The following is a 22,067-nucleotide window of genomic DNA, read 5'->3' as shown; positions in this document are numbered from 1 at the left end:
GATCTCCCTCCCCCTGGTGCGGGCGACGCTGCTGTCGGTCAGGACAGTCGCGCGTGGCGGTCAAGGCGGCGCGGCGCTGCGCCCTGGTTGCCGGTTGCGGCGGGCCCGCTCGGGATCCCATCGCTAGCTGGCTGATACCTGGGTAACGAAGACGATTCCGAATTCGTTCCCGACTTCCATGACCTGAAGACGTCATCGCTGTCACAGCGGTTGCGCGACTAATCTGAGGATTGGCTGAGAACCGTTTAGTCAGAGCTCGACGATCACCGTGAACGGACCGTCGTTCACGCTCCGTACCTTCATCTCGGCTCTGAATCGTCCCGTTTCGACGCGCGCGCCCTTTTGGCGTAGTTCCTGCACGACGGCGTTCACCAACGGTTCCGCGTGCTCGGGCCGGGCGGCCGCCGTCCAAGACGGACGGCGGCCCTTGCGAGTGTCCCCGTAGAGCGTGAACTGGCTGACGACCAGCAACGGAGCACCGGTCGACTCACACGACTGCTCGTCGTCGAGGATGCGCAGACCGTGCAGCTTCTGCGCCATTTTGCGAGCGTGCTCGGCCGTGTCGTCGTGATGGACGCCGAGCAGCACCAGCAATCCGGGCTCGTCGATCGCGCCGACGATCGCCCCTTCGACTTCGACACTCGCTTCTGTGACGCGCGCCACAACTGCTTTCACGCGGGAATCAACATTCCGTGCCGGATGAGATCACGAACGATCGGCAAGGCCGCTTCCGCGTCGATTTCTCCGTAAGCGAACTCGAGCAGCGCGAGCAGGTCCTCCAACGGCAGTGAGCCGTTGCAACCGGCGACGAGCTTCGCGGTCGCCTCGTCGACCTCGTGCTGCCAGCCGGGCCCGTCCGTGCGGTGCAGGCGCGCGACGACCTTGCGCCAGCCCTCGTCGCCCGCCTCGGACACCTCTTCGAGCAGAACGGTGTCGGCGACCCGGAACCGCCGGCTCAGCAGATCGGGATTCGCGCGCAGCCACGCGACGTTGTCGAGCCAGCGCGCCGCCTCCGGACCCAGCGGGTCGTCGTAGGCGTGGCGCAGGTCTTCGCAGATGACCTGGGAGTGCATCTCGTCGGTGCGTCGCAGCGTCACGTAGCCGAAGCCGACGCCCTGGACGTCGTTCTCCTCGAACCAGTCCAGCCACGCCGCGGCCTTCTGCCGTCCCTCGGGGCTGCGCGGGTCGACGCCCGCGTCCTTGAGCCACGTGCCGACGTACAGGGCGGGCTCGGCGATGTCGCGCTGCACGAACCACGCGTCGATGCCGCCGCGAGGCAGCCAGCCGGAGACGCGCTCCTCCCAGTCCTCACCCCTGCGGTGCACCCACGACGCGAGCAGCTGGCCGACGCCGCCCTCGTTGAGGAACGCGGGCAGCTGCCGGATGACCAGCGCCGACGCGTCATCGCCGCCGAGGCCGGAGTCGCGGTAGACGAAGTCCACGCGCGGCGGGCCGACGACGAACGGCGGGTTGCACACGACCTGGTCGAACCGACGGTTGCGGACCGGGCCGAACCACTCGCCCTGCAGCGTCTCCACGTCGAGCCCGTTGATGCGGAACGTGCCCTGCGCGAGCCTCAGCGCGCGCTCGGACAGGTCGGTCGCGGTGATGCGCTCGGCGTGCGTGCTGGCGTGCAGCGCCTGGACGCCGCAGCCGGTGCCGAGGTCGAGCAGAGTGCCGACCGGCGTGCGCTTGGTCGCGCGGGCGAGGCTGATGGACGCGTGCCCGACGCCGAGCACGTGGTCTTCGGGGACAGCGCTGCCGCGCAGGTCGGAGTCGAGGTCGGCGATGACCCACCAGTTGTCCTCGTACGGCCGCACGTCCAGCCCGGCCTTCAGACTCGCCGCGTCGAGGGCGGGGGCCAGGACCTCGTTGGTGACGAGGTCGTCGATGCCGACGCCGTCGAGCGCCTTGCGGACGTCCTGCTCCGGCTCGTGGTCGCCCAGCAGGAAGAGGCGGATCAGCGTGCCGAGCGTCCCGGCGTCCTTGCTCGCGCGGCGGGCGGGTTCGGGCTCACCGCGGCCGAGAGCGGAGTGGGCCTGGGCGCCGAGGGCCTCCACGACGCCGTCCGCGGTGTAGCCGGCGGTCTCGAACGCCCCGCGCAAACGGGCGCAGAGGTCAACAGAAAGATCGGGGTGCACGGGTGGAGATGCTTTCACGCCGCCCAGGTCACCGTGAGATCTGGCGGGAGTTCTGGAGGGTGATCTGGAGGGCGATGGCCATCGCGAGCCGCTGATCGGGATCGTCGAGGGGGAGCGGCGTCACCTCGGACATCTTCTGCATGCGATACCGCAACGTGTTCGGGTGCACGTTGAGCTCCTTCGCCGCCGCCCGCACGTCGCCCTGAGCCGCGAGCCACGCCCTCAACGTCGTCGCGTACTGCGTCCCGTACTCGGCGTCGTATCGCAATATATTGGATATCGGCCCGCGGGTAGGCAGCCGTCCAGCCTCGGCGACGGCGGCGAGCCGGTGCAGCAGGACCTGCGCCCACTCGTCGTCGTACACAACGGGTGTACCGGTGGAGAGCGCGAGGCATTCATCCGCTTCCTGCCGTGACGTCGGCAGCTGCGTTGCCTCGGCCGGACCACCGATGCCGGCCAGCACCGTCGCCTCGGCGGGCAGTTCGCGCACCAGCGACCTCACCCACCCGACGGCGTCGTCGGCGGCCGGGATGACGGTGTAGAGCACGTTGCCGAACAGCGCGCTGCGCCCCGGCCGCGACCAGCCGAAGCCCGCGGTGGCCCGCTGGAACGCGAGCACTGCCGCCCCGTGCTCGCCCTCACCCGCGTGGGCCTGGACCGCGATCACCCGCAGGTCTGCGGACGGCAGGCCCAGGCGCACGACGTCGGCTGATTCCGGGTGTTCGAGCAGCCTGATCACCAGGTCCGCCTCGGCCTGGCGTTCGAGGTCGGTCGACGCCCGCGACCGCAGCAGGTGCAACGCCGCCGTGCGCGCCCCGTCGACCAGCGCGGCGCTCCGGGCGGCGTCGACCGGCCCCGTCACCTCGACCCAGACGGACCCGAGCAGCTCACGGCCCGCCCGCACCGCGGCGACGAGCCGGTTGCCCAGCTGCGGGGTCAGCTTGGGCACGAAGATCGGCTCGTCCGACGACGCGAGGTGCGTGAACACGCCGAACTCGTCCAACGCCCGCCGCGCCTCCTCCGGAACGCGCCGCCCGAGGATGGTCTGCACGCGAACGGGGTCGACGTCCTCCTGCCGGTAGGAGTAGGCGAGCACCCGCGACTGCTGGTCCTCGATCGTCACCGGCCCGCCCACGACACCCGCGATGACGTCGGCGAGACCGAACAGGTCGCCGGTCCGCGTACCGCCGTTGACCAGCGTCTGCGTGACGTTCGCGAGCTGCCCCCACGGCACGGAGGGATCCACGAGCAACACCGCCGCACCGGACTTCTTGGCCGCGGCGATCACCCGTTCGTCGAGCGGCGGCCTCCCGTGCAACACGACGGCGGAAGCCGCGGTGGAGGACACCAGACGCGCCGCGGCGGCCACTGATGGCGTGCCCAGCCCGAGAAGCACGTCGCCCGCCGCGGCCGGCGTGTTCTCCGCTGGATCGTGCAGGGCCACCCCGCGCAGTTCGGCGTCACGGCCCCTCGGCGCGCAGGCCAGATGCGTGCCCAGACTGCCGAGCACGTCCACGAGGCGATCAAGGGCGACCACCCGCGGATGTTAACCGCCGACCGGGTGTCCCGGCGGTCACTCGGACGTGGGAGCATGAGACACGTGGAGGTGGTGTCGTGAGCAGTCCCGACCGGAACGACACCCCGGTGTTGATCACCGAGGCGGCCCCGTCCTACGAGGAACAGCACGCCGCTCGGCGCCGCAAGTACGCGATCATGATGAGCCTGCGCTTCCCGTGCCTCATCCTCGCGGCGTTGTTCGCTCACACCTGGTGGCTCGCCCTGTTCTTCATCGTGCTGTCCGTGCCGCTGCCGTGGATGGCAGTGCTGATCGCGAACGACAGGCCGCCGCGCAAGACCGAGAAGGCCAACCGCTACGAGGTCGAGCGCCGCGCCATCGCCCAGAAGAGCACCACCGTCATCGACGGCTGACCCTCCGCGAATCCCGCACGACCAGGCCGTCGCCGAACGCCGCCCACCCCTTTGCAATGACTCTTTGGACTTCGTCCGCAAACGTCTCGTTGCTAGGGCTCGTCCCTGCTCGCCCCGCCTTTGCAATGAGTCTTTTGCGGACGTCCGCAAACGTTTTTTGCATCCGACTGGCTGAGGAGGACACCGCGACCTGGGCCGATGGCCTCGGCGGCGAGGTTCGCAGGGCGTGCGAAGGGCACCGGTATATCAGCGGTGAGCTGATATACCGGCTGGACCCAGGTGCTAGCGGGGCGGTTGGGCGCCCACGACGCTGACCGCGCGAGAGCCTGCCCGGACACCGCCGAGGAGTGCGTCGCGCTTGGACGCGCCGGACAGCCAGGCCGCGAGGAAGCCCGCGTCGAAGGCGTCGCCCGCGCCGGTCGAGTCGACGCACTCGGTGACTTCAGCGGGGACTGAGATCAGCTCGTCGGCGTCGACCCACGCCGCTCCGTCAGGGCCCGAGGTGACCACGACGGCGCCGACGTGGGACAGCAGGGACTTCGCCGCGGCCGGTTCGGAGGAGCCGGTGAGGGCTAGGAGTTCGTCGGCGTTGGGGAGCAGGAAGTCGACGCCGCGCACGTCCTCGAGGAACGCCTCGGCCGAGTGGATCAGGACGGCCGCCTGCGGGTCGACGGACGTCGTCCAGCCCGCGGTGCGGGCGGCTTCGAGCACGGCCAGGCCGGCGGGGCGTGAGGTGGCGTCGAGCAGCACGTAGCCGGACAGGTGCAGGTGGCCGTCGGTGCCGGTGAGCAGGCCCAGGTCGAGGTCGGCGGGGGAGAAGCGGGCGTTCGCACCGCGGTCGGGCAGCATCGAGCGCTGGCCGTTCTCGTCTACCAGGACGACCACGCAGCACGTCGCCAGGTCCTGGTCCACCGCGAAGGCGCACTGGACGCCGGCGTGGGTGAGTTCGGCGTGGACCTGGCGTCCGGCCGAGTCGGCGCCCACGCGGGCCACCAGGACCGGTGAGGCGCCGCACGCGGCCAGCCACACGGCCGTGTTGGCGCCGGCGCCGCCGGGCTCGATGGTGACCTTCGCGCGCACGTCGCCGCCGTGGGCGATGGGGCCGGAGTGGCGGGCGACCACGTCGAGGCCCGCGTCACCGACGACCACGATCGGCCTCATCGGAACAGCTCAACGGCGACAGCGGCGGCGACCGAGGCGTTGTTGACGACGAGTTCCTCGTTGGCGTCGAGGCTGACGCCCTCGCTCGCGGTGTGGAAGTGCTCCAGCAGGACGGGCGTGACGTCCTTGCCGCGCACGTCCCCGTCGACGAGCTTTTGCAGGCCCTCGGCGAGCAAGCGGTCGTGCAGGGCCGTTTCCATCTCGAACGCGGCGGGGATCGGGTTCGCCAGCAGCATGCCGCGACCGCCGGCCGCGAACACGGCGGCGGCCTCGGCGGCGGTCTCGACGCGCCACGGGACGTCGAACTCCGACTCGCGGCGGTAGAAGGCGGGGAAGCGCGAGGTCTGGTAGCCGACGATCGGCACCGAACGGGTCTCGAGGACCTCCAGGGTGGCGCCCATGTCCAGGATCGACTTCACGCCCGAGCAGACGATCAGCACCGGCGTCGTCGCCACCACGTCGAGGTCGGCCGACACGTCCCACGTCTCGCGCGCGCCGCGGTGCACGCCGCCGAGACCGCCGGTCGCGAAGACGCGGATGCCCGCCTGGTGGGCCAGGGCAGTGGTCGAGGCCACGGTCGTCGCGCCGCTGCGGCCCAGGGCGTAGGCGGGGCCCAGGTCGCGCAACGAGAGCTTCACGAGGTCGCCCGCGTTGCAGACGCGGTCGAGCTCGGCGGAGGTGAGGCCGACGTGGGGCACGCCGTCGAGCACGGCGATCGTCGCGGGGACGGCGCCGGCCTCCCGCACGACCTTCTCCAGGCGTGCGGCGACGGCCAGATTGCGCGGCGCGGGCAGGCCGTGGGACAGGATGGTGCTCTCAAGAGCGACGACGGGCCGGTTCTCGGCCAGTGCGGCGGCAACTTCATCGGCGATGTGCAGCGTGGTCACGAGGGGACATCATCCCAGGTACCCTGGGCGCGTGAGCACCCAGACTCTTCCTGAGGTCGACGTACGGCCGGACGAGACCGACCAGTCTTCGGACGACACGCCGAAGATGTTCCACTACGTGCGCAAGGCGAAGATCGCCGAGAGCGCCGTGATGGGCACGCACGTGGTCGCGCTGTGTGGCGAGGTCTTCCCGGTCACGCGGTCGCCGAAGCCCGGTTCGCCGGTGTGCCCGGACTGCAAGAAGATCTACGAGAACCTGCCTCCCGGCGGAGACGGCGACTGAGCCTCGGCCCCAGAACCTCACACGCCCGGCGCCTCGAGTCGACTCGAGACGTCGGGCGCTGCTGTTCTCGTGCCCGCTAGCCCCGCTGCTTCTCCTCTTCCGAGTGGGACCGCTGCTCCTGGATCTTGAGCGGCGTCGTCAGCTGCGTGTCGGCGGGGGAGGGCGCGGAGTAGACCGTGTCGGTCGCTTCCGATTTGGGTTGCGCGGTCTCCTCGCGGATGCGGGACGCCGCGCGTTCCATCTCGAGCCTGCGCCAGCGGCGGCGCTGGCGGCGGGTCATGCGGGCGGGCCACATGTCCTGGATGGCGCTGTTGAAGTACGCGCCGATCGTGATGGCCAGGCCGATGAAGAACACGAACAGCAGGAACGCGATCGGTGTCGCCAGCGCGCCGTAGGTGTAGCCGGTGGTGGTGATCCACTGGATGTACAGGCGCAGCCCGATGGACGACAGGATGAACACCGCCATCGCGAGGATCGCGCCCGGCAGGACGCGGTGGTACGGCAGCCTTCGCGGCAACGCGACCTTGTAGAGCAGCGACAGCGACAGCACCAGCAGCAGCGCCACGCCGGGGTAGTAGAACCGGCCGACCCACGTCGCGATGTACGGCTGCCAGGACGTCGGGAAGAACTGCGGCAGGACGTCCGGGCCCAGCGCCAGCACCGGCAGGCCGATCACCAGCGCCACCAGGGAGATCATGTAGAGCAGCAGGGCGAAGATCCGCTGCCACAGCTCGTTGCGCACGCCGTACTGGCCGTGGGCGACCGTGATCGCGTCGACGAACGACGACATGGCAGACGACCCGGCCCACAGCGAGATCAGGAAGCCGATGGAGACGATCTCGCCCTTGCCGGTCGAGAGGATCTCCGCGACGGTCGGCTGGATCACGCCGTTGACGACGTCCGCGCTGAAGATCGTCCGGGTGAATCCGATGATCTTCTCCTGGACGGAGAGGACGATCTCGGGGCCGAACCAGGTGCCGATCCAGCCCATCGAACCCAGCACGCCGAGCAGCAGTGGCGGGAACGACAGCGTCTGCCAGAACGCGGCCTCGGCGGCTTCTGAGAAGATGTTGCCCTGCCACGCCTTCGACAGCGTGCGCGCAAGTAGACGCAGCGGCCCCTTGCGGCCGGACCTGCGTGCGTCGTTGTCGGAAGGCGAACCCATCGCAGTGACAAGCATGGTGCATACCGCCACGTTTCGCGGCATCGACGCTCGGAACAGGTACAGTCGCGGTGCCCTCGGCCACCGTCCGCCTGAGGGTATTACCTTGTTTGACCTGCATAAATGAGGAGAAACACGTCTGTGACAGCGACAGCAGCAATGCGACCGCTGCGGGCATGGCAGCGCCGCGCGCTGACCAAGTACCTGGCCGTGAAGCCGAAGGACTTCCTCGCCGTCGCCACGCCGGGCGCGGGAAAGACGACGTTCGGACTGCGTGTCGCCGCGGAGCTGCTGGCCGATCGGACGATCGAGGCCGTCACGATCGTGACCCCCACCGAGCACCTCAAGCACCAGTGGGCGAAAGCGGCTGCCGAACAGGGCATCCACATCGACTCGAACTTCCGCAACACCAACGCGATGACCTCCCGCGACTACCACGGCGTGGCCGTCACGTACGCGCAGGTCGCCGCCCATCCGACGTTGCACCGCGTACGCACCGAGAACCGCAAGACGCTCGTGCTGCTCGACGAGGTGCACCACGGCGGCGACGCCAAGTCGTGGGGTGACGCGATCCGTGAGGCGTTCACGCCCGCCGTGCGCCGCCTCTGCCTGACCGGCACGCCGTTCCGCTCCGACGACTCGCCGATCCCGTTCGTGCAGTACGAGGAGAGCAACGGCGGCTTCAAGACGTCCAAGGCGGATCACACTTACGGGTACTCCGACGCGTTGCGCGACGGCGTGGTGCGGCCGGTGCTGTTCCTGGCGTACTCCGGTGAGGCGTCGTGGCGGACCAGCGCGGGCGAGGAGTTCACCGCCCGCCTGGGCGAACCGCTGACGCAGGAGCAGACCGCAAGGGCCTGGCGCACCGCCCTGGACCCGGCCGGCGACTGGGTGGCGTCCGTGCTGCGCGCCGCCGACCAGCGGCTCACCCAGAAGCGCGAGAACGGCCTGCCCGACGCGGGCGGCCTGGTGATCGCCACCGACCAGACCGTCGCGAAGGCCTACGCGCAGGTGCTCCAGCGCGTCACGGGCCACATCCCCACGCTCGTCCTCTCCGACGACCCGAAGGCGTCCGGCAAGATCGCCGAGTTCGCGGCGACGACCGAACGCTGGATGATCGCCGTCCGCATGGTGTCCGAGGGCGTCGACGTGCCGCGGCTCGCCGTCGGCGTCTACGCGACGTCGTCGTCGACGCCGCTGTTCTTCGCCCAGGCCATCGGCCGCTTCGTGCGCAACCGGAAGCCCGGCGAGACCGCCTCGGTGTTCCTGCCCTCGGTGCCGGTGCTGTTGCAGCTCGCGTCCGAGCTGGAGGCCGAACGCGACCACGTCCTGGGCAAGCCGCACCGCGAGAAGGACGGCTGGGACGACGAGCTGATGGCGGCGGCCAACCAGGCCAAGGACGAACCCGGTGAGGACGAACGCGCCTTCACGGCCCTGGGCACCACCGCCGAGCTCGACCAGGTGATCTTCGACGGCTCGTCGTTCGGCGCCCCGACCCTCGCGGGCTCTGCGGAGGAGCAGGAGTACCTCGGCCTGCCGGGGCTGCTGGAGCCCGACCAGGTGCGGACCCTGCTGCTGCAGCGGCAGGAGGAGCAGATGGCGACCGCCGCCAAGCGCCCCAAGCCCGAGGTCGCGGTGCGGGAGGCGCGGCCCGTCGGCGTGCAGGAACGCCTCGCGTCACTGCGCAAGGAGCTCAACACCCTCGTCGCGATGCACCACCACCGCACGAAGAAGCCGCACGGCAAGATCCACAACCAGCTGCGCGAGTACTGCGGCGGGCCACCCACCGCGATGGCCACCATCGAGCAGCTCGAAGAGCGGATCTCGACCCTGCGCTCCTGGTAGAGCCAGGTCTCCGCGGCTGATATCCGATGTATCAGCCGCGGGTGACGGCGACGGCCAGCGTGTCGTAGTGCGTCGTGAAGCGGCCGCCGATCGTGTCGATCGCGCCGCCGACGTCGTCGAGGAGCCCGGTGACCTGCTCCGCGCCGAGCAGGGCCATCGGGCCCATGGTGAGCATGAGGTCGAGGTACTCCGCCGTCGTGTAGGTCTGCTCCCAGCTCGCCCGCCACTGGTCGGCGTGGGAGAACGCTCCGGTGCCGACGAACGCCTCACCCGTGCGCACGCAGCCCGCCTGATAGGCCTCGAGCGCCTCCTCGCGGCTCTGGCCGACGCGGAACGGGATGTCCGGCGCCGCCTTCCGGTAGGCGTCCATGAAGGCCTGGGCGATCGGCTCGGGCGGCGCGAACACGTGCCACAACGCCACGAACACCCCGCCGGGCCGCAACACCCGTGCGACCTGCCGCGGACCAGCTTCGGCATCGACCCAGTGCCACGCCTGCCCGGCGACGACGGCGTCGAACTCGCGGCCGGCGGGATCCCAGGTCTCGAACTTCGACACCTCGACGGGGACGCCGGTGCCGCGGGCGAACTCGGCCATCCGCTCGTCGTGCTCCACGCCGAGCACCTCGCACCCGGCCGCACGCAAGGGGCGGGACAGGACACCGGTGCCGCAGCCGACGTCGACGACGCGGGGCCCCGGACTGACCTCGATGATCTTCCGCACCAACTCGTCCGGGTAGGTCGGACGGGTGCGGTCGTAGCGAGCCGCATCGGCACCGAACGAGTTCGCCAGCCTTTCGGCGGCTTCCTTGTCGACGGTCATGCACCCAACCTAGGGATGTCCGGGAGGTGACAGGCGAGTGTTCGCCACGGGCGATATCCGATATATCGCCGCTGGAATCAGTAGCGTGGTGGTAACGCTCTCACGACTCTCAGTGACTAAATTTCGCCAGGGTTACCGCATCGTTGCGACTTAATCGATCCAGTGTGGTTCCGGTCACGCATATGTCAGGCATACGTTGTGCGCCACAACATTCTCTGTGACACAGCGCAGTGAAAGGGATGGCGGATGCGCAGCAAGACTCTCGCTTCCATCGCTGTTACCGCGGGCCTCGCCCTGACGGTTACGGCATGCGGCGCCAACACCTCCTCCAACACCGGAGGCAGCACCAACACGAGCACTGGCAGCGGCACGGGCGCGAAGGTCGGCGTGATCCTGCCCGAGACCAAGACCTCCGCTCGCTGGGAGGGCTTCGACAAGCCCCTCCTCGAGGCCGCTCTGAAGGCCGAGGGTCTCGACCCCGACATCCAGAACGCCCAGGGCGACGTCCAGAAGTTCAGCACCCTCGCCGACGGCATGATCAACAACGGCGTCAAGGTCCTGATCATCGCCACGCCCAACAGCGAGGTCGGTGCCTCCGTCGCCAAGAAGGCGCAGGCCCAGGGCATTCAGGTCATCGACTACGACCGCCTGAACACCGGTGGCTCCTCGTCTTACTACGTGTCGTTCGACAACGTGAAGGTCGGCGAGCTGCAGGGCCAGGGCATGGCCGACGCGCTCAAGGACGCTCCGCAGGGCGCGAACGTCATCGAGATCGAGGGCGCGCCGACGGACAACAACGCGACCCTCTTCGCGGACGGCCAGAAGAAGATCCTCAAGCCGCTGTACGACTCGGGCAAGCTCAAGCTCGTCCAGTCGCAGCCGATCGACGACTGGGACAACCAGAAGGGTGGTCAGGTCTTCGAGCAGATCCTGACCGGCAACGGCGGCAAGGTCGACGGCGTCGTCGCCGCGAACGACGGCCTCGCCGGCGCGATCATCACCGTGCTGAAGAAGGTCGGCCTCAACGGCAAGGTGCCGGTCACGGGTCAGGACGCGACCCCGGACGGCCTGCAGGCCGTTCTGCTCAAGGACCAGTACATGACCGTCTTCAAGCCGATCAAGGAAGAGGCCGAGGCGGCTGCCAAGCTGGCCGGTTTCCTCGCCAAGGGCGACACCGCGGGCGCTGACAAGCTGGCCTCCGGCGTCACCAAGGACACCAAGGCGAGCCGCGACGTCAAGTCCGTTCTCCTCACGTCGCAGCTGATCACCCGCGACAAGGTCAAGGTCGTCGTGGACTCCGGCTTCGTCAAGGCCTCCGAGGTCTGCGTGGCCGCCACCCAGGCTGCCTGCACCGAGCTCGGCATCAAGTAGGACCGCTCGTGACGAGGGCGGGGTGCGCGTCAGTCGCACCCCGCCTCTCGCCGCGTGTTACCCCGGAGGAAACCCAGTGAGCGAGCCGATTCTCGAGCTGCGCGGCATCAACAAGAGCTTCGGTCCCGTGCACGTCCTGCACGACATCGACCTCGACGTCAACCCAGGCGAGGTCACTGCCCTCGTCGGCGACAACGGCGCGGGCAAGTCGACGCTGGTCAAGTGCATCGCGGGCATCCACCCGACCGACTCGGGTGAGGTCCTGTTCGAGGGCCAGCCGGTCCACATCAAGGGCCCGCGTGAGGCCGCCGAGCTCGGTATCGAGGTCGTCTACCAGGACCTCGCTCTGGCCGACAACCTCGACATCGTCCAGAACATGTTCCTCGGCCGTGAGCGCACCAAGGCTGGTCTGCTCGACGAGTCCGACATGGAACAGGCGGCGCGCAAGACGCTGGCGTCGCTGTCGGTGCGCACGGTCAAGTCCGTCCGCACGCAGGTCTCGTCGCTGTCCGGTGGTCAGCGCCAGACCGTGGCGATCGCCAAGGCCGTGCTGTGGAACAGCAAGGTCGTGCTGCTCGACGAGCCCACCGCCGCACTCGGCGTCGCGCAGACGCGCCAGGTCCTCGACCTGGTCCGCCGCCTCGCGGAGCAGGGCCTGGGCGTCGTCCTGATCAGCCACAACATGAACGACGTGTTCGAGGTCGCCGACAAGATCGCGTGCCTCTACCTCGGCCGCATGGCCGCCGTCGTGTCGACCAAGGACGTCACGCACGGACAGGTGGTCGAGCTGATCACCGCCGGCCGTTCCGGTGACCTGGGCATCGCCCGCCCCGAGGCGGCGACGATCTGATGAGTACCGAAGAGGCGAGCAGCATGACCGACACCACCGAAACGCACGAGGCGGAGGCCCCGCAGGGCGCCATCTCCGACTTCGGCATCGACACGACCTCCCGTTCCGCCGGCGAGGCCATCAGGGACTACTGGTCCAGTGTCCGCGGCGGCGAGCTCGGCTCGCTGCCCGCTCTGCTCGGACTGATCGTGCTGCTCATCGTGTTCAGTTCGCTGTCCGACTCGTTCTTCACCCTCGGCAACCTCGCCAACCTGCTCCAGCAGGGCGCCAGCATCACCATCATCGCGATGGGCCTCGTGTTCGTGCTGCTGCTCGGCGAGATCGACCTGTCCGCCGGCACCGCGTCCGGCGTGACGGCCTCGGTGATGGCGCTGGACCTGATCCACGGCGGCAACCTGCTCGGCGGCATGGGCGACGGGGTCTTCTACGTCTTCTGCGGCTGGCTGGTCCTCGCGGTCGGCCTCTCGCTGCTGATGCGCCTGTGGACCGGCGCCGTGCTGTCCGGCATCGCGCTGGTCATCGCTCTGCTCGGCGTCCCCGCGAACGCGTGGATCGGCATGCTGCTGGCGATCTGCGTCGGCGCGTCGATCGGCTGCATCACCGGCTACCTGGTCGCGAAGATCGGCATCCCGTCGTTCGTCGTGACCCTGGCGCTGTTCCTCGTGTGGAGCGGTGTGGTGCTGCAGTTCATCGGCCAGGGCGGCACGCTCGGCCTGCGCGACGACACGATCTTCCAGGTCGCCAACGGCAACATCGGCACCGCCGGGTCGTGGATCCTGTGCGTCGTCGCGGTCGGCGGCTACGCGGCCCTCGTGCTCAACCGGCACTTCACCCGGCTGCGCAAGGGACTCGTCGCCCAGCCGACCGCGCTGGTGCTGACCAAGATCGGCGGCCTCGCGCTGCTGGCCGCGGTCGCCACGTTCGCGCTGACGCAGAACCGGTCGCCCAGCACCCTCGTGGTGATCGCGGGCGTGCCGTACGTCGTGCCGCTGGTGCTCGTCCTGCTGGTGATCGGCACGTTCGTGCTCGACCGCACCAGCTACGGCCGTCACCTCTACGCGGTCGGCGGCAACAAGGAGGCCGCGCGCCGCGCGGGCATCAACGTGGAGAAGATCCGGATGAGCGTCTTCGTCATCGCCTCCTCGGCGGCGGCGATCGGCGCCATCGTCTACTCCTCCAAGGTCGGCTCCGTCGACCCGAACGCCGGTGGCGGCAACACCCTGCTGATGTCGGTCGGTGCGGCCGTCATCGGTGGCACGTCGCTGTTCGGCGGCAAGGGCCGGCTGCGTGACGCCGTCATCGGTGGTGCGGTGCTGGCGGTCATCGCGAACGGCATGGGCCTGCTCAAGCAGCCCTCCGCCGTCGTGTTCATGGTGACCGGTCTCGTCCTGCTGCTCGCCGCGAGCGTCGACGCGTTGTCCCGCCGCCGGGCGGCCACCGCGGTCCGATGACGCGGTGACAGGACCTACGTCCGGCACTCGTCCCGACGAGATCCGCAGGCACAACAGGACGGCGCTGCTGCGCCGCCTGCACATCGACGGACCGTCCACCAGGGCGTCGCTCGCGGCTGAGCTCGGGCTCAACCGCAGCACGATCAAGGCCCTGGTGGACGGCCTCGCCGAAGCCGGTGTGGTCGCCGAACGCGTGCCCGCTCTGCGCAGCGGAGCGGGCCGCCCGTCCCTTCTCGTGCTGCCCCAGCCCAGCGCCGCCGTCGTCATCGCGATCGACGTGCGCGTGGAGCACGTGGCGATGGGGTTCGTCGGCCTCGGTGGGGAGATCCTCGGGCGGGACAGCTGGAACCTGCACCGGACGCGTGATCCGGGGGAGGTCATCACGCACATCGTCGAGTCGGCGCGCCTCATGGCCGACGACCTCGACGCCACCGCGGTGGGGGTGGGCGTCTCGGTGCCCGGCGTCGTGCGACGCGCCGACGGGCACGTGCACGAGGCACCCAACCTGCACTGGACCGGTGTGGCACTCGGCAAACGCCTGGAGGCGGTGCTGAAGCTGCCGGTCCAGGTCGGCAACGACGCGGAACTCGGCGCACTCGCGGAGCACGTGCGCGGTGCGGCCCGGGAGTCGGCGGACATGGTCTACATCTCCGCGGACGTCGGCGTCGGCGGGGGAGTGATCCTGTCCGGGCAGCCGTTGCGCGGCTCGGGCGGCTACGTCGGCGAACTCGGGCACATGGTGGTCAACCCGCGCGGCCTGCGGTGCTACTGCGGCTGCGACGGATGCTGGGAGACCGAGGTGGGCGAACCGGCGCTGTGCCGGGCCCTGGGGCTTCCCGACGACGCACCACGCGGCGCCGTCGTCGCGGCACTGCGGGCGCTGGACGACCCGTCGGTGCTCGACGAGTTCGCCGGCTGGCTCGCACTGGGGCTCGCGAACATCGTCAACGTCCTCGGCCCGGAGCTCGTCGTGCTCGGCGACCTGTACACGGCGCTGCCGCCGTCGGTGGTCGACTCGGTGAGCGCGGCCGTGCAGGTGCGCAGCCTGGTCTCCCGCGCGGTCGGCGGAACCCAGGTCGTGACCTCACCGCTGGGCAGGGACGCGAAGCTCGTCGGAGCGGCCGAACTGGCCTTCGAACCCGTCCTGGACGCCCTGTAAAGCCCTGGAAAAGCGAAGGGGGCGGAGATCCCTGGAGGATCTCCGCCCCGAGCGGCTAGGTGGGGTGGAAGTCAGCCCTGCTGAATTTCAGCAGCGAGTTCGCGCAATTTCTCACTGTGCGCCCGGGCGTGGTGCCCGCAGAACAGCAGCTCGCCCCCGGACGGGAGCAAAGCGCGAACCTGGGCAGCAGCCCCGCAGCGGTCGCAGCGGTCGGCAGCGGTCAACTCGGGGCGGGTGAGTGCTGCAGTCATGATGAATCTCCCTCCGTCCCGGCAACGGAACTGAGGTGTTCCGGTGCCCTCTTACCAAGCTGCGACCACAGCGCCCCTGGCAGGTGCGCGGTGCTCGCTGGCTCCACTCTGACAGACGTTTCGGCGATAGTCAGTGTTCCCGTGTACGTGGCGACTCGCGTCACTATCCGATTTACCCGGCTGCAGCAGGCTTACACCTGTGTTTGCCACCGGTTCACAGTCTTGACACGCACGCTGAGCAACCAGAAACCCGCTGGTGGAGCAGCACGTTCGGGCCATCCGGTCGGTTGCGTGCGGCCGGGAGTGTGATATCGGTTGCCCTTGTCCGCCCTCCGCGAACAGGTCACGAACGTCCCACGATTCGGACGCGGAACCGTGATCAAACTCCCGATCGAGCGCTTGTTCGGACCCCGTTCGATCAGCTCGCGAGGGCTGCGCTGATCGCTCGTGCGGCGTGCCCCACGGCCTCTCTCAGGGCCGTGGCGCTGCGCCCGTTGTCGAGCACCGCGGACACCGTGCCGACGACGCTGCTGGACGGCGTGCGCACCGGAGCGCTGACGAACTCCATGCCCGCCGGCACCGTCGCCCCCGGCCGCAACCGGGCCACGTCCTCGGCCCGCACGATGCTCGCCGCCGCGACCAGCACCCGGTCCCGCCGCGGCACCGTGAGGATCGTCGACGTCCTGATCGTCGCGGACAACGCCCGCAACGGCTGCCGGGCCACCCGCAGGATGCCGGGAGCAGGTTCCCAGGCCTGCCCGAACCGGAACATCTGCGCGCCGATGCGATAGCGGCCACGCACGTTCTCCACCGCGCCCAGGTCCTCCATCTGCTCCAGAAGCCTGTGCACCGTCGTCTTCGGCATGTCGCAGCGATCGGCGAGCTGCGTGAGCCCCAGCTCACCCTCGTCCATCAGCTTGTCCAGCAGTGAGAAAGCCCCTTCGAGTACCGACCTGCCCATGTTCTCCCGCCCCCTCGTTCCGTTGTCCGGAACTGTCCCTGTGCACCCCTCCGGCACAGCTGCACACTTGATGCTGTCGCGGATGCATAGGCGGCACATGAGTACAGGGGTACTCATCTTTCGGATGCGTTCGATCTCGGCTGCTCAGGCCAGGGCAGCACGGTGAGGTCCGGCCACTGCCCACGCCAGCGCGTGGTCTTGGCCTCGTAGACGGCGCGGGGAGCGAGCACGGGGTTGGGGCGAACAGGTCGATCGCCGATTCGGTCGACGTGTAAGGCACGCACGGAAAGCCGCAGTGATCCTCGTACCAAGAGGTGCACCCGCTTCATTGGCGGATCTCGACGACAGCGGGCAGCTCGGCGAATGGCGTTCAGCAGCCTGGATGACCTCGTTCTCGGAGGGAGCCGGCCGAGGATCATGCCGCAGCAAAACACAACAGCCCCGCACCGAACCGGTGCGGGGCTGTGTGCGTATGACTGGGTAAGACCTAGTCGAGGTAGTCGCGCAGAACCTGCGAACGCGACGGGTGACGCAGCTTCGACATCGTCTTGGACTCGATCTGGCGGATGCGCTCACGCGTGACGCCGTAGACCTGACCGATCTCGTCCAGCGTGCGCGGCTGGCCGTCGGTGAGACCGAAGCGCAGCCGGACGACGCCCGCCTCGCGCTCGGACAGCGTCGCGAGCACGGACTGGAGCTGGTCCTGCAGCAGCGTGAACGAGACGGCGTCGACAGCGACGACGGCCTCGGAGTCCTCGATGAAGTCACCGAGCTGGCTGTCGCCCTCGTCGCCGATCGTCTGGTCCAGCGAGATGGGCTCACGCGCGTACTGCTGGATCTCCAGCACCTTCTCGGGCGTGATGTCCATTTCCTTGGCGAGCTCCTCCGGGGTGGGCTCGCGGCCCAGGTCCTGGAGCAGTTCGCGCTGGATGCGACCGAGCTTGTTGATGACCTCGACCATGTGCACCGGGATGCGGATGGTGCGGGCCTGGTCGGCCATCGCGCGGGTGATCGCCTGCCGGATCCACCAGGTGGCGTACGTGGAGAACTTGTAGCCCTTGGTGTAGTCGAACTTCTCGACGGCGCGGATCAGACCCAGGTTGCCCTCCTGGATCAGGTCCAGGAACGCCATGCCGCGGCCGGTGTAGCGCTTGGCCAGCGACACGACGAGACGGAGGTTCGCCTCGAGCAGGTGGTTCTTGGCGCGCTCGCCGTCACGGACGATCCAGCGCAGGTCGCGGCGCAGCTGCGGGGTGAGCTTCTCCGCGTCCTCCTCGGAGCGACGCACGCGCTCGGCGGCGTAGAGACCCGCCTCGATGCGCTTGGCGAGCTCGACCTCCTCCTCGGCGTTGAGGAGGGCGACCTTGCCGATCTGCTTGAGGTAGGCGCGGACCGAGTCGGCCGAGGCGGTGAGTTCCGCGTCCTTGCGCGCCTGGCGCAGGGCCTCGGACTCCTCCTCGTCCCAGACGAAGTCGCCCGTCTTGCTGTCGGCGGTGTCCTCCGCCTCCTCGGGCTCGTCCACGACGGGCTCGTCGACGATCTCGACGTCCTCGACCAAGTCCTCGGCGCCGGGGGCGCCTTCCATGTCCTCGGGCTCGTCGCCGCTCTTGGCGGTGCCCTTCGCGGCAGGATCGGCCTTGCCGGCCGTCTTGCGCGGGGCCTTGGCGGCGGCTGCGGGCTTCTTCGCTGCCGCAGCGGTCGTCTTGCGCTTCGGCTTCTCCTCGGCCTCGCCGGCCGCGGTCGCCTTGGTGGTCCTGGCGGCGCTCGCGGCGGAGCTGGAGCGTCGGGTTGCGGATTCTGCGGCTGCCACGTACGCCCTTTCGCGACGGTCGTTCAAGGCAAACCAGAGGGCGCGAAACCTCGGTCGCCAGAGTTCGGGGGATCTCCCCGCCGATCTTGCTTGGCGGGTGTGCGTTCCATTGTAACGACGTCCGTGACTCGGTGTTGCGCCCCGAGGTGCTTCGAGGCGCTCTCACCTGCGTTCTCGCAGCTAGATCGAGTCGGACACGTTTCGGTGTCGAACGCTTCTCAAGGCCTGACGCCGTGCGCGGCGGCCCATGCGGCACCGACGATGCCCGCGTCGTTCTTGAGCGCGGCCGCGACGACCTCGGTGCGGACCTCGAGCAACGGCAACCACTTGTGCGCCTTCTTGCTCACGCCACCGCCCGCGATGACGAGGTCGGGCCAGATGAGGTCCTCGAGCACGTTGATGTAGCGGGTCACCCTGGGCGTCCACTCCTCCCAGGACAGGCCCTTGTCCTCCTTCACGGAGGCGGCCGCACGCGATTCCGCGTCGTGCCCGTCGACCTGGAGGTGACCGAACTCGGTGTTCGGGACGAGCTTGCCGTCCAGGAACACCGCGCTGCCGATGCCCGTGCCGAACGTCAGCAGCACCACGGTGCCGTTCTTGCCGACGCCCGCGCCGAACGACATCTCCGCGATGCCGGCCGCGTCCGCGTCGTTCATCACGACGACGTCCTCGGGCTTGCGCTTGAGGCGCTCCGCGAAGAGCTGCTGGGCGTCGCAGTTGATCCAGCCCTTGTCCACGTTCGCGGCACTGAGAGCGACACCGTGCTTGACCACGCACGGCAGCGTGACGCCGACCGGGCCGTCCCACTGGAACTTCTCGACGATCTCCGCGACGACCTCCGCCATCGCCTCCGGTGTCGAAGGCTGGGGCGTGGGGATCCGCATGCGTTCGCCGTCCAGTGTTCCTGCCTCGAGGTCGACCAGGCCGCCCTTGACGCCGGAGCCGCCGATGTCCACACCGAACCCGCGGGTGATGCCCATCCCCGTGGTCCTTCCTACTCGATCCTGCTTGCTTCGATTCAGTACCTGTGGTGCGCAGACATTAGCCTGACGGTCTCCGATAGTCCCGTGCTAGTGACGCAGGAGGGAACCGGTCGTGTTCGATCCCCGGCCACTCGTCGACATCGCGACGGCCATCGGACAGGAAGCGGGCGCACTTGTTCAGCGCATGCGTGCTTCCGCCGTCGTCTCGTTCGACACCAAGAGCACTTCGACGGACGTGGTGACCGCCGCGGACCGCGCCTCAGAACAACTCGTCCGGACGCGTCTTTCCGAGTTGCGCCCCGGCGAGCCGGTGCTCGGCGAGGAGGAGGGCGGAACCGTCGTCGAAGGGCTGACCTGGGTGGTCGACCCCATCGACGGCACCGTCAACTACCTCTACGGAATCCCCTGGTACTCGGTGTCGATCGCAGCGCAGCTCGACGGCGAGTCCGTCGCGGGCGCCGTGGTGGAACCGGCGACCGGCCGCGTGTGGACCGCCGCACGCGGGTGCGGCTCCTTCTTGGACGGTGCGCCGTTGCGCGTCTCCGCGACGACCGACCTGTCTCTCTCGTTGCTCGGGTACGGGTTCGCCTACCGGCCGGAGCGGCGTCAGCGGCAGGCCGACGCGTGGGCGCGGATGTCGACTCGGGTGCGCGACCTGCGCCGGGCCGGTGCGGCGTCGCTCGACCTCTGCTCGGTGGCCGCCGGTCGGCTCGACGCTTACACGGAGCACGCCCTCGGCCGGTGGGACTGGGCGGCCGGCGGGCTGATCGCCGCGGAGGCCGGTGCGGTCGTGCGGCTGCCTGGTTCTTCTCCCGAGCTGGGGGAGGACGCGACGTTCGCCGCCACGCCCAGCATCGCCGACGAGCTGTACACCGCGCTCGCCGAGTCCGGCTACGGCGAGGTCTGAAAACCGCAGGTCACGGCGCTAATATATTGGTTGTGCGAAGAACGTTTGCGGACGTCCGCAAACGTTCTTCGCATGAAGAGGCGGTGGTTCAGGTGCTCGAAGATCAGGAGCAGGTGACGTCGCGCGCGCCGGCCAGGTTCTCGGCGCTCAGCGTCGGCGGGGCGGCCGCGGCCACCTGACCGCCCTGCTGCTCCGGCTGCTGCTCGGCCCACTCCTTGAGCTGGTCGAGCACCTTGCGGGCGTCGCTGTTCGGCTTGACCTCGTCGAACTTCTTGCCGATCGCGATGTCGAGGGTCGCGTCCTGGCGGTCGTCGCGCACGAGTTCCAGGCACGGCTCCAGCAGCGACAGCGTCCTCGCGGCCGACGCTCCGGGCGCGCCGAAGCGGATCTGGCCGCGGCAGTTCATGTCGCCCGCCGGGTAGACCAGGTCGTTGCCGGGGTCGGCCGCCTGCTTCAGGCCGAGCTCGGTGAACATCGTCGCGACGGCCTTGGCGTGGTTGCGCTGCGTCGAGGCGTTGACGACCTTGAAGTTGACCTCGCCGACCGGCACCGGGTTCGTGCGGTCGAGCGCGTCGTGTTCCAGGACGGTGCCCAGCGGCGGTGGCGGCGCCGTCGACTCGGCGGCCGGATCGGCCCCCGCGACAGCCGAGGTCGTCGTCGCGACGTTGCCGGGTGCGTTGCACTTGATGGCCGCGTCCACGTCGCCCGCGTTGCCGAGCACCTTCACCCACACGAACACGGAACTGACCAACAGCACCGCGAACAGGACGAGCGCGGGCACGGGCCGACGCCTCTTGTAAGGCGTCAAGCTTCCCGATGCGGATCCCACGTTCGAAGCCCTCCCCGTGATCCGTCCCCTGAGATCAGCCTAGGCCCTGCCCGGCTGTTGCGCGCCCCGACGTGCGTGACCGACCGCACCGGCCTGATTGCTCACAGTCAGGACGGTACCGGCCCGGCGCCAGGTTGCACGCCAGAGTGCGCGTGCTCCCGCACAGGGTATCGGTCCAGCGTAGAAAGGTTGTGTCACCCGTCCGGTCGGTAAGGGGTAACCCGATGACGAGCCACCTGGGCAATGAGCTACCCTCTGCGCGCTCCGCACACATTTCGATCAAGCCGACGGTCACGTCAAGGGGGTTGGCTTGCCCGCCGGGTGTGCGAGACCTACGTCACCTTGACGTGGGGCACAAAAGAGGTCGCTGGAGCGTTAACCAGCGACACGAACAGTCTCCGTAGACCGCAGGGGTGAAGAAGATGGCGACCGACTACGACGCGCCGCGTCGCAGCGAGGCGGACGAACTCGCTGAGGACTCCCTCGAGGAGTTGAAAGCCCGGCGGAACGAGACGCAGTCCGGCGTCGTCGACGTCGACGAGGACGCGAGCGCGGAGAACTTCGAGCTTCCGGGCGCCGACCTGTCCGGCGAGGAGCTCACGTTCAAGGTCCTGCCCAAGCAGGCCGACGAGTTCACGTGCTCGAAGTGCTTCCTGGTGCACCACCGCAGCAGGCTCGCCGAGGACAACGGCGGCACGTACATCTGCCGGGACTGCGCCTGAGTTCAGTCCGCCGAAGAAAGAACTGGGCGCTCACCCTCACGGGTGGCGCCCAGTTGTGTTCTTTCAGGACTTGATCGCGGCGGCGAGTTCGTTCGGATGCCGCGTGCTGATCACCCAGTAGGGCGTCGGGTCCTCGGGGTCGGTCACGCGGACCCGCACGAGCGGCTTGACCCAGCCGCGGTGCACGACGAACGCCGCCGGGTCGAGTTCGCGGCCCATGACCCTGCGGCGGTCCTCGGCGGCGATGATCTCGACGTCGCCGAGCAGCTCCAGCGGGATGTGCGCGTCACCCGCGCGCAGTTCGCCGTCCGCGACCTCCACCTTCGTCGATCCCATCCGCACGATCAGCACGATCGTCAGCGGCAGCAGGATCACGTACGGCAGCCAGGAACGGACGCCGGGGAAGCCCATGTGCACCTCGGCGGCCAGCAACGCGGCCGCGAGCAGCGGCAGCGGCCAGATCCACCACGTCACGTACAGGCGTTCGCGGAAGGTCGTAGTGGCGGTCACGGCAGTCTCACTCACGTCGTCAGGGTAATCTCGGC

The 22,067-nt window shown here is 69.1% G+C and carries 22 protein-coding genes; 9 read left to right on the top strand and 13 right to left on the bottom strand.

Annotated features, from left to right (window positions below; translation table 11 throughout):
• Positions 1 to 249: 249 nt before the first annotated feature.
• From dtd to ACH413_RS28350, 3 genes are read right to left on the bottom strand one after another with little or no spacing between them, the layout of a single operon-like run.
• Positions 250 to 675, bottom strand: coding sequence for a D-aminoacyl-tRNA deacylase (gene dtd, locus ACH413_RS28360; RefSeq protein WP_093599539.1), 426 nt, complete (start codon positions 673 to 675; stop codon positions 250 to 252).
• Positions 672 to 2,159 (bottom strand): methyltransferase, encoded by a 1,488-nt coding sequence (locus ACH413_RS28355; protein WP_360043471.1) that lies wholly within the window; start codon positions 2,157 to 2,159, stop codon positions 672 to 674. Before ACH413_RS28355 ends, dtd begins: the two co-directional genes overlap by 4 nt.
• A gap of 10 nt (positions 2,160 to 2,169) precedes the next feature.
• Entirely contained in the window at positions 2,170 to 3,678 is a 1,509-nt protein-coding gene (locus tag ACH413_RS28350; RefSeq protein WP_360043473.1) for a helix-turn-helix domain-containing protein, read from the bottom strand.
• A gap of 77 nt (positions 3,679 to 3,755) precedes the next feature.
• Here ACH413_RS28350 and ACH413_RS28345 point away from each other — a divergent pair, with 77 nt between their 5' ends.
• Positions 3,756 to 4,070 (top strand): DUF3099 domain-containing protein, encoded by a 315-nt coding sequence (locus ACH413_RS28345; protein ID WP_360043476.1) that lies wholly within the window; start codon positions 3,756 to 3,758, stop codon positions 4,068 to 4,070.
• Positions 4,071 to 4,352: 282 nt separating this feature from the next.
• Here the strand turns inward: ACH413_RS28345 and ACH413_RS28340 are convergent, their stop codons facing one another.
• Both ACH413_RS28340 and ACH413_RS28335 read right to left on the bottom strand, forming a co-directional pair.
• A complete protein-coding gene (locus ACH413_RS28340; RefSeq protein WP_360043478.1) occupies positions 4,353 to 5,231 on the bottom strand; it encodes a sugar kinase in 879 nt (292 codons plus the stop codon).
• Positions 5,228 to 6,118: a pseudouridine-5'-phosphate glycosidase gene (locus tag ACH413_RS28335; protein ID WP_360043481.1), complete on the bottom strand. Its 891-nt coding sequence runs from the start codon at positions 6,116 to 6,118 to the stop codon at positions 5,228 to 5,230. The genes ACH413_RS28340 and ACH413_RS28335 overlap by 4 nt, the downstream gene beginning before the upstream one ends.
• A 31-nt stretch (positions 6,119 to 6,149) precedes the next feature.
• On the opposite strand from ACH413_RS28335, the gene ACH413_RS28330 reads away from it, so the two are divergent.
• Positions 6,150 to 6,401 (top strand): DUF3039 domain-containing protein, encoded by a 252-nt coding sequence (locus ACH413_RS28330; RefSeq protein ID WP_090006425.1) that lies wholly within the window; start codon positions 6,150 to 6,152, stop codon positions 6,399 to 6,401.
• A gap of 76 nt (positions 6,402 to 6,477) precedes the next feature.
• Here ACH413_RS28330 and ACH413_RS28325 read toward each other — a convergent pair whose 3' ends face one another.
• A complete protein-coding gene (locus tag ACH413_RS28325; protein ID WP_360043484.1) occupies positions 6,478 to 7,581 on the bottom strand; it encodes a YihY/virulence factor BrkB family protein in 1,104 nt (367 codons plus the stop codon).
• A gap of 141 nt (positions 7,582 to 7,722) precedes the next feature.
• Here ACH413_RS28325 and ACH413_RS28320 point away from each other — a divergent pair, with 141 nt between their 5' ends.
• Entirely contained in the window at positions 7,723 to 9,408 is a 1,686-nt protein-coding gene (locus ACH413_RS28320; RefSeq protein ID WP_360043487.1) for a DEAD/DEAH box helicase, read from the top strand.
• A 31-nt stretch (positions 9,409 to 9,439) separates the two neighbouring features.
• Here ACH413_RS28320 and ACH413_RS28315 read toward each other — a convergent pair whose 3' ends face one another.
• On the bottom strand, positions 9,440 to 10,228 hold the full coding sequence (locus tag ACH413_RS28315; RefSeq protein WP_360043490.1) for a methyltransferase domain-containing protein: 789 nt from the start codon (positions 10,226 to 10,228) through the stop codon (positions 9,440 to 9,442).
• A gap of 246 nt (positions 10,229 to 10,474) precedes the next feature.
• Here ACH413_RS28315 and ACH413_RS28310 point away from each other — a divergent pair, with 246 nt between their 5' ends.
• From ACH413_RS28310 to ACH413_RS28295, 4 genes are all read left to right on the top strand, one after another.
• Positions 10,475 to 11,599, top strand: coding sequence for a substrate-binding domain-containing protein (locus tag ACH413_RS28310; protein WP_360043493.1), 1,125 nt, complete (start codon positions 10,475 to 10,477; stop codon positions 11,597 to 11,599).
• A gap of 76 nt (positions 11,600 to 11,675) precedes the next feature.
• Positions 11,676 to 12,449 carry an ATP-binding cassette domain-containing protein gene (locus ACH413_RS28305; protein WP_360043496.1) on the top strand — a complete coding sequence of 258 codons (774 nt, stop codon included), beginning with the start codon at positions 11,676 to 11,678 and terminating at the stop codon, positions 12,447 to 12,449.
• Positions 12,450 to 12,472: 23 nt separating this feature from the next.
• Positions 12,473 to 13,900 (top strand): ABC transporter permease, encoded by a 1,428-nt coding sequence (locus tag ACH413_RS28300; protein WP_360043568.1) that lies wholly within the window; start codon positions 12,473 to 12,475, stop codon positions 13,898 to 13,900.
• Between the two features lie 4 nt (positions 13,901 to 13,904).
• The gene (locus ACH413_RS28295; RefSeq protein ID WP_360043499.1) at positions 13,905 to 15,059 is read left to right on the top strand and encodes an ROK family protein; all 1,155 of its coding nucleotides are present in this window, start codon (positions 13,905 to 13,907) and stop codon (positions 15,057 to 15,059) included.
• Positions 15,060 to 15,130: 71 nt separating this feature from the next.
• On the opposite strand, the gene ACH413_RS28290 is transcribed toward ACH413_RS28295, so the two are convergent.
• From ACH413_RS28290 to ppgK, 4 genes are all read right to left on the bottom strand, one after another.
• On the bottom strand, positions 15,131 to 15,310 hold the full coding sequence (locus ACH413_RS28290; protein WP_231642793.1) for a hypothetical protein: 180 nt from the start codon (positions 15,308 to 15,310) through the stop codon (positions 15,131 to 15,133).
• A 418-nt stretch (positions 15,311 to 15,728) separates the two neighbouring features.
• Positions 15,729 to 16,271, bottom strand: coding sequence for a helix-turn-helix domain-containing protein (locus tag ACH413_RS28285; RefSeq protein WP_360043502.1), 543 nt, complete (start codon positions 16,269 to 16,271; stop codon positions 15,729 to 15,731).
• A 487-nt stretch (positions 16,272 to 16,758) separates the two neighbouring features.
• On the bottom strand, positions 16,759 to 18,081 hold the full coding sequence (locus tag ACH413_RS28280) for an RNA polymerase sigma factor (RefSeq protein ID WP_360043505.1): 1,323 nt from the start codon (positions 18,079 to 18,081) through the stop codon (positions 16,759 to 16,761).
• Positions 18,082 to 18,299: 218 nt separating this feature from the next.
• Positions 18,300 to 19,061: a polyphosphate--glucose phosphotransferase gene (ppgK, locus tag ACH413_RS28275; RefSeq protein ID WP_360043508.1), complete on the bottom strand. Its 762-nt coding sequence runs from the start codon at positions 19,059 to 19,061 to the stop codon at positions 18,300 to 18,302.
• 115 nt (positions 19,062 to 19,176) lie between these two features.
• On the opposite strand from ppgK, the gene ACH413_RS28270 reads away from it, so the two are divergent.
• Positions 19,177 to 19,971 carry an inositol monophosphatase family protein gene (locus tag ACH413_RS28270; RefSeq protein WP_360043511.1) on the top strand — a complete coding sequence of 265 codons (795 nt, stop codon included), beginning with the start codon at positions 19,177 to 19,179 and terminating at the stop codon, positions 19,969 to 19,971.
• Positions 19,972 to 20,074: 103 nt separating this feature from the next.
• On the opposite strand, the gene cei is transcribed toward ACH413_RS28270, so the two are convergent.
• A complete protein-coding gene (gene cei, locus ACH413_RS28265) occupies positions 20,075 to 20,800 on the bottom strand; it encodes an envelope integrity protein Cei (protein WP_360043514.1) in 726 nt (241 codons plus the stop codon).
• 422 nt (positions 20,801 to 21,222) lie between these two features.
• Between cei and ACH413_RS28260 the strand changes: the two genes are divergently transcribed.
• Positions 21,223 to 21,522 (top strand): DUF4193 domain-containing protein, encoded by a 300-nt coding sequence (locus ACH413_RS28260; RefSeq protein ID WP_030474775.1) that lies wholly within the window; start codon positions 21,223 to 21,225, stop codon positions 21,520 to 21,522.
• A gap of 63 nt (positions 21,523 to 21,585) precedes the next feature.
• Here ACH413_RS28260 and ACH413_RS28255 read toward each other — a convergent pair whose 3' ends face one another.
• Positions 21,586 to 22,047, bottom strand: coding sequence for a DUF3093 domain-containing protein (locus ACH413_RS28255; RefSeq protein ID WP_360043516.1), 462 nt, complete (start codon positions 22,045 to 22,047; stop codon positions 21,586 to 21,588).
• Positions 22,048 to 22,067: the final 20 nt, after the last annotated feature.

The sequence above is a fragment of the Lentzea sp. NPDC020367 genome (genome assembly GCF_044387305.1).
GTDB lineage: Bacteria > Actinomycetota > Actinomycetes > Mycobacteriales > Pseudonocardiaceae > Lentzea.
Note: the sequence above shows the minus strand (reverse complement) of the source record. Positions and strands in the feature narration are given on the sequence as shown.